4 protein-coding genes are annotated in these 6153 nt (G+C 60.8%); 2 read left to right on the top strand and 2 right to left on the bottom strand.

Annotated elements, in window-relative coordinates; all coding sequences use genetic code 11:
• Window positions 1–1608, top strand: a 1608-nt coding sequence (locus tag ACOVRJ_RS02875; RefSeq protein ID WP_422042397.1) for a peptidase domain-containing ABC transporter, incomplete at its 5' end; no start/stop codon positions are given.
• A gap of 573 nt (window positions 1609–2181) precedes the next feature.
• Here ACOVRJ_RS02875 and ACOVRJ_RS02870 read toward each other — a convergent pair.
• Together ACOVRJ_RS02870 and ACOVRJ_RS02865 are read right to left on the bottom strand one after the other, a co-directional pair.
• A complete protein-coding gene (locus tag ACOVRJ_RS02870; RefSeq protein WP_422042396.1) occupies window positions 2182–3963 on the bottom strand; it encodes an SIR2 family protein in 1782 nt (593 codons plus the stop codon).
• A 480-nt stretch (window positions 3964–4443) separates the two neighbouring features.
• Window positions 4444–5439, bottom strand: a complete 996-nt coding sequence (locus ACOVRJ_RS02865) for a DNA-binding protein (protein WP_422042395.1) — start codon at window positions 5437–5439, stop codon at window positions 4444–4446.
• Window positions 5440–5556: 117 nt separating this feature from the next.
• On the opposite strand from ACOVRJ_RS02865, the gene ACOVRJ_RS02860 reads away from it, so the two are divergent.
• Window positions 5557–6114, top strand: coding sequence for a hypothetical protein (locus tag ACOVRJ_RS02860; protein ID WP_422042394.1), 558 nt, complete (start codon window positions 5557–5559; stop codon window positions 6112–6114).
• Window positions 6115–6153 lie beyond the last annotated feature (39 nt).

Below are 6153 nucleotides of genomic sequence, written 5' to 3'. Positions count from 1 at the left end.
TTCAACCAGATGGTGGTGGATGATGTGCTCACGTCGGGCGACCGCGACCTGCTGACCGTGCTGGTGCTGGGCTTTGGCCTGCTGCTGATCGTGCAAACCGCCCTGGGTCTGGCCCGCAGCTGGATGGTGATCGTGCTGGGGCAGACGGTGGCCCTGCAGTGGATGGGCAATGTGTTTGCGCATCTGGTGCGCCTGCCCGTGGCCTTTTTTGAGAAGCGACATCTGGGCGACATCACCTCGCGCTTCGGCGCGGTGGGGGCCATCCAGCGCACGCTGACCACGGCCGCGGTGGAGGCGGTGCTGGATGGTCTGATGGCCGTGGCCGCCCTGGTGATGATGCTGATCTACGCACCGTTGCTGGCCGCGGTGGTGCTGGTGGCGGTGGCGCTCTACGGACTGCTGCGCTGGGTGGGCTATGCCCCGCTGCGCGATGCTGCGGCCGAACGACTGGTGATGGCCGCCAAGGAGAACAGCCACTTTCTGGAGACGCTCAGAGCCATCACCCCGCTCAAGCTCTTTGGTCGGGAGCAGGAGCGGCGGGCGCGCTGGCAGAACCTGATCGTGGATGTGCAGAACCGCGATGTGCGCACCGCCAAGCTGAACATGGGCTTCAGCACGGCCAATACCTTCATCTTCGGGGCCGAGAACCTGCTGGTGCTGTGGCTGGGCGCCAAGATGATCATGGCGGGCCAGATGGGGGGCGGGGGCGGCATGACGGTGGGCATGCTCTTCGCCTTCATCGCCTACAAAGGGCAGTTCACCGGCCGGGTGTCGGCGCTCATCAACTATGCGGTGGAGCTGAAGATGCTCACCCTGCACGCCGAGCGCCTGGCCGATATCGCGCTGGAGCCGCCCGAGAAGGACGAACTGCCCGAGCACGACCTGGCCCACTTGAGCGCCAGCATCGAGCTGCGCCAGGTGAGCTTCCGGTATGGGGAGGGCGAGCCCTGGATCCTGAAAGATGCCAACTTCAGGATCGAGGCCGGCCAGAGTGTGGCCGTGACCGGCGCCAGCGGCGCGGGCAAGACCACCTTGCTGAAGATCGCCCTGGGGCTGCTGCGGCCCAGCGAGGGTGAGGTGCTGTTTGGTGGCCAGCGCATCCAGCACCTCGGGCTGCAGAACTACCGGCGGCTGATCGGCACGGTGATGCAGGAGGACGTGCTGCTGACCGGCTCACTGGCGGACAACATCGCCTTCTTCGATGTGCAGCCGGACCTGCAGCGCATCCAGGCCTGCGCGGCCCTGGCGCAGCTGCACGACGATATTGCCCGCATGCCCATGGGCTACCAGACCTTGGTGGGCGATCTGGGCAGCGGGCTCTCGGGCGGGCAGAAGCAGCGCCTGCTGCTGGCCCGTGCGCTCTACAAGCAGCCCCGCGTGCTGGCGCTGGACGAGGCCACCAGCCACCTGGATCTGCACAAGGAGCGCGCGGTGGCCGCCGCGCTGGCGGGTCTGCCGCTGACGCGCCTCATCATTGCCCACCGGCCCGAGACGATTGCCGGGGCGCAGCGGGCGGTGCAACTCAGCGGTGGGCAGATTCTGGAGGTGGCGCGGATCGTGCCGTCAGCGCCGACCTCACTTAGTGCAGGGGAACCTCAGCCGGCCTGACGGGCACCTCGATCGCACAGTAGACGCTCGACGAATACGTTCCACGAGCTGCCAGTCAAATCATGACTCGCCGGTGATGCTATCGCTCGGGCGGCCAAGCCCCACCCGCGGCGGCACAGTGTTGATTCGTACTTGCTGCAGGCACGCAGCCCCTTGGACGAATGAATTAGAGCTTGCCCTCCACAAAGCTGCCCCTGGCGAGCGTCCGCCTTCAGCCTGGTGCTGAAATTCGACGAACTTCAGCTATGGGCACGGAGCTGCCTAACGGTTACTTGCCGCGGATTCGCTCCGTTTGATTTTCTCGGCCAGCTCGTAGGCTTACCAGAGAGCTGCCATTCGGCTCGTGCATAGTGACCGGCCAAAGGCAGTTTCCAGGCGTACCGTCGAAGTCACACTGCCGGCCATGAGCGGGCGCTTGACCGTGAAAAAGGGAGCCTCAGGGACTGCATTAATCACAATCTAGTCGAGGCTGCAACCCGAGTGGCTTCAAGGTGGTCTGAGAAACGCTGGAGTTCTTGAACGCGGCGAACTCTGCAGCGTTGGCGTCATCGCACCACTAAGATCGCCACCGCTTCACCACGTCATCCTGCTCGCGATGAGGTGGAAGTTCTGTATGAACAATTGAATCATGCGGCGACTTCCCTTTCCAAAGCCTGCATCAAGCAGTTCAATCGCACGAGTGTCGCTTTCAAGTTCTTGAATCAGGATGCGTGCGGAAGCGCTGTGCCAACCGGCTCGCCCAATAGCGGCCCAAGCGAACTGCTGATGGCTGTTTGATGCGGCCAAGGCCTCGAGCTTCGCTTCGTCATGTTGATCAAAGCAGGCCAGCGCCCCGAGTAGCTCGAAGCGTTCGAACAGTAGTTCGAAGCCAGCATCAACTCCGCCAAAACTCTTTCGCCAATCGGTCATGACATCAACCAGGTGATCACTTAGAGGCGTTTTCCTCCTGTCCAGGCCTTCCAGTTGCTGCCAAAGACTTTGATCGTTACCCCGCCAGCCGTTGGGGAGAAGCGCCTCCACGAGTCTGACGGGTTCACGGTGTTCTACGGCAAGTTGCGCCGAGAAGAGCTGGTGTGCGGTCTTCCATCTTCCCGCTCGGGTCAGGCCCAAGCAATATGCGGTGAATACCAGAACGCACGGGTAGCTTCTGAGGTTCAGCCAAATGGTCAAGCCGTTCTGGACTGCGTTTCCATGGCTGTAAAGCGACCGAAGCACATCCAGGATTAGCGGTAACTCGCTGCTGTCGCCCCATCGTCCGAGCACGCCAGCCATACGTGCCAAAGGCTCGGCGGATGACTCGTACTTCACGACACGCGATCTGAATCCCTCCTGGCTCCACTGACCACTTACAAAAAAGGCCGGATCTTCCAACTGGCTGAGCAATCGCTCAGTCTCTTCCGCAATCAACTCGTCCAACTGAATTCGATGCTCAGGTCTAGCAAGATAGCGCTTTGCGCTAGCCACTAGCAGATCAACGCTCAGGGGATTAGGGCGTTGCGCCTGCTCCAGTGTCTGGATACGTTGCAGTAGCGCGTTGAAGAATTCATCGGCACCGGCCGTCGATACGGACCGGGCATTACGGTGCGCAATCAACTCAGCGGCCCCATTGCCTGGCGTTCCTCGTGTGCACCAGTAAACCGGGTATCGTCGATTCGGCGCGCGCAAGATTGCGCTGCGTAGCGCATGATCCCACTCGCCGGACCATCCGCTAACAATCAAACCGTGCTCGTCAAAGATCCGATCCAGAAGTCGGTTGTACGCTTCAGGATATGCGCCCAGTTCCTCATCAGTATTCAAGATCCGAGCGTCCTTGTAGTCGCCGTGGAGCTTTAGCAAGTAGCACCTGCTATGGGTAAGAGGCTCGGCTCCGGCCAGCATATCGACAGAGGCTACGACTGTTGGCTCGACGCCCTGCTCACGCAAGGCGTTCTCCATCAACCGATCAAAGTTAGTCGTCACAATCACACGGATGTGACCAGAACGAACCAGCTGCGCGATTGCACGGTGTGCGGCAGTCGGAACCTTTCGACCTTCCTCGCGGTCCTCTTCACTTGGCTCGATGTATCGATGCAGGATAGCTCGCCGTTCTTCAGGCGTGCCGGCAAGATCTTCAAGGAGCGTCGAGTAGTTCGGCTCAAGCCCCGTAGTCGTTCGGTACCACTGGGCCCAGTCCGCTTGTTCTGTCGAGCCCTGCGCTAGGCCTATTCGGCGAACCAAATCTATAGTGATCTCCCAGCCAGTGGGAATTTGCGCGGAACGCGACAAGCCAGAGCCCAGCAACAAGGCGAATACGCCTTTGTTCTCTTGGGCTGCAAAGGCCAATTGGGTTAGCGGATCTTGGCGAAGGAGGGTCATCTTCTCTTTGTGACGATGGTTACGCGAGGCCGGCGTCGTTCGCCGTGGCAACAGCAGGGTTGCCACGGGATTCGCATCCGTCTCTTCAGATTCTTGAAGTTGTCCTTATTCAGTGTACGGGTGACCCCGTTCTAGCGGATGCACTCCGGCGCCGCCAAATTCAACTTTGAGCGACTGCTAACAGGCCCCGATTCGCATCGCCGCTAGGACCGCGCTGGGACGATAGCGCGAGTTCGCCGGATCGAGCACCAACCATTCAACACGTTTTGATTGGTCGATCTGTTGCCAGCAAGGCTTTATGACCGCAACGACTTCGATACCGGGCATTGCATCTGCCGAGGTGCTAGGTTAGCCGATGACTGCTTTATGCATCGGACCGTGAAGCCGGCAACCGGCGCCGGATGACTGCAATCGCTGCAAAGCGGCAGATCGAGGCAGATCCTCCCCAGCACGGGTTGATCAAGCAAACCGACACAAGGGTCAACGGGCGGGTGTGTCTACCCGCTTCACTCGCTTGTCGCGAGCCTTAGCAGGACTCGCGGCCCTGGATGGATGAGGCGGCGCGACCAATTTCGCCACCAACTCCGACATCAGCACCTCCTGCGCAGTGCGTCCCGCCAACTCGCGAAGTGCCTCGCCTAGGCGGGTTTCGAGTACCTGGATTTGGGAATCTCTGTGTTCCACAAGCGTTTGCAAGCTCTGCTGGCGTTGCCGGGCGTCTATCTTGAGCTGGGCCATCCGGCTCTCGATACTGGTCAGTTGCTCGGTCGCAGCGATCTGAGCCTTGAGCGTTTCCTCAAGACGCTTGGCTATCGACTCCGCTGAATTTTCGACCTTCGCCCGAAGCGCGCGTTCCCGCTCGATCTCCAGCGCGGCACGACGCTCTGCACCTTGGGCGCGCTCATCCGCAGCGCTGACGGCTGCATCTGCTCGCGCCCGTGTTTCGTCGGCGGCGCGTCGAGCTTGGGCAAGGTCTGCCTGAAGATCTTTGGATTGCAGCCTGGCGTCGTTGAGGCGTTCGGTCGTCGCGGCGTGAACGGCTCTCTCTCGCTCGAGCGCCACGCGCAGTTGGGATAGCTCGTCCTGCAGTGAGTCAGCCCTTGAGGCTGCAGCGCTCGCTGCCTCGTCGGCCAGTGCGGCTCGGTTCCTCTCGGTGTCGACGCAGGAGGCCGCCTCGGCTAACCCGGCGTTGAGCCGCTCATCGAGGTCGCGACGGGATTCCGCCTGGGCCGCGTCCCACAGATGCTGAGCGGCCTGTTGCACCAGGTCCGGCATCGACGCCGGCATCGAGAAGGCGCCGGGATCCTTGATTCGCGCGCCCAAGTTCTTGAACCAGGTCTCCAGCATCGGACTCACGGTATTTGGTGAGCCGCGTCCGAGCTTCTGGCGTACTCGCTCAATCGTCGGTCTCGCGCCTTCGAGCAGCAGCGCATCGCAGGCCTTCCAGACTTCGTCTTCGGTGATTCCGCGTGCCATGTTCGCTCTCCTTGATTTGCGCCCTGCCCTGGGTCTACATTAGTGACGATAATTACAGATTACCGCGACCTAAGTGAATTTCATGTTTTATATCCTACATAGTACATAATATTTTTTATGAACGACCGCACGATGAAGCTTGTGATTCCCGACGCAAACGTCGGAGCAACGCTGTACCCTGACCACCTCTCGCCCTTAACGGCGAATGCCGTGACTGCTCTGCTCGCCGAGGGAGAATCCGAGAACACGGTGCGGAGCTATCAGACCGCGCTGCGCTACTGGGCAGCGTGGTTCTGGCTGCGATACGGCCAGGCAATCGAACTACCAGTCCCAACGGCCGCGATCCTGCAGTTCATCGTCGACCACCTTGAGCACCGCACGGCAAATGGTCTTGAGTCGGCATTGCCGGAGAACGTCGACCGAGCACTTGTACAGAACCGCATCAAGTCCAAGCTCGGCCCTCTGGCGATGTCAACGGTCCGGCATCGCCTGAGCGTTCTTTCCAAGGCTCACCAGCTCAAGAACCTACCCAGCCCAGTCCATGCACCCCAAGTTCGCGAGTTGCTGACCAAAAGCCGACGGGCCTACGCGAAGCGAGGCGTTCAACCCGAGAAGAAGGCAGCCATCACGCTAGAGCCGTTGCAGGCCATGCTGGCGACATGTGTGCTGGTCTAATTTCCCCGGACACCTCGATAGGTGGAATCCACCTGGACG

The organism is Roseateles sp., from assembly GCF_049240545.1.
Lineage (GTDB): Bacteria > Pseudomonadota > Gammaproteobacteria > Burkholderiales > Burkholderiaceae_C > Paucibacter_A.
This window is presented reverse-complemented; position numbering and strand designations above follow the sequence as displayed.

Bases quoted from the DNA above. Each gene is read 5' to 3' on its own strand.
- ACOVRJ_RS02870 (WP_422042396.1), bottom strand. From the start codon at position 3,963: ATGACCCTCCTTCGCCAAGATCCGCTAACCCAATTGGCCTTTGCAGCC.
- ACOVRJ_RS02865 (WP_422042395.1), bottom strand. From the start codon at position 5,439: ATGGCACGCGGAATCACCGAAGACGAAGTCTGGAAGGCCTGCGATGCG.
- ACOVRJ_RS02860 (WP_422042394.1), top strand. From the start codon at position 5,557: ATGAACGACCGCACGATGAAGCTTGTGATTCCCGACGCAAACGTCGGA.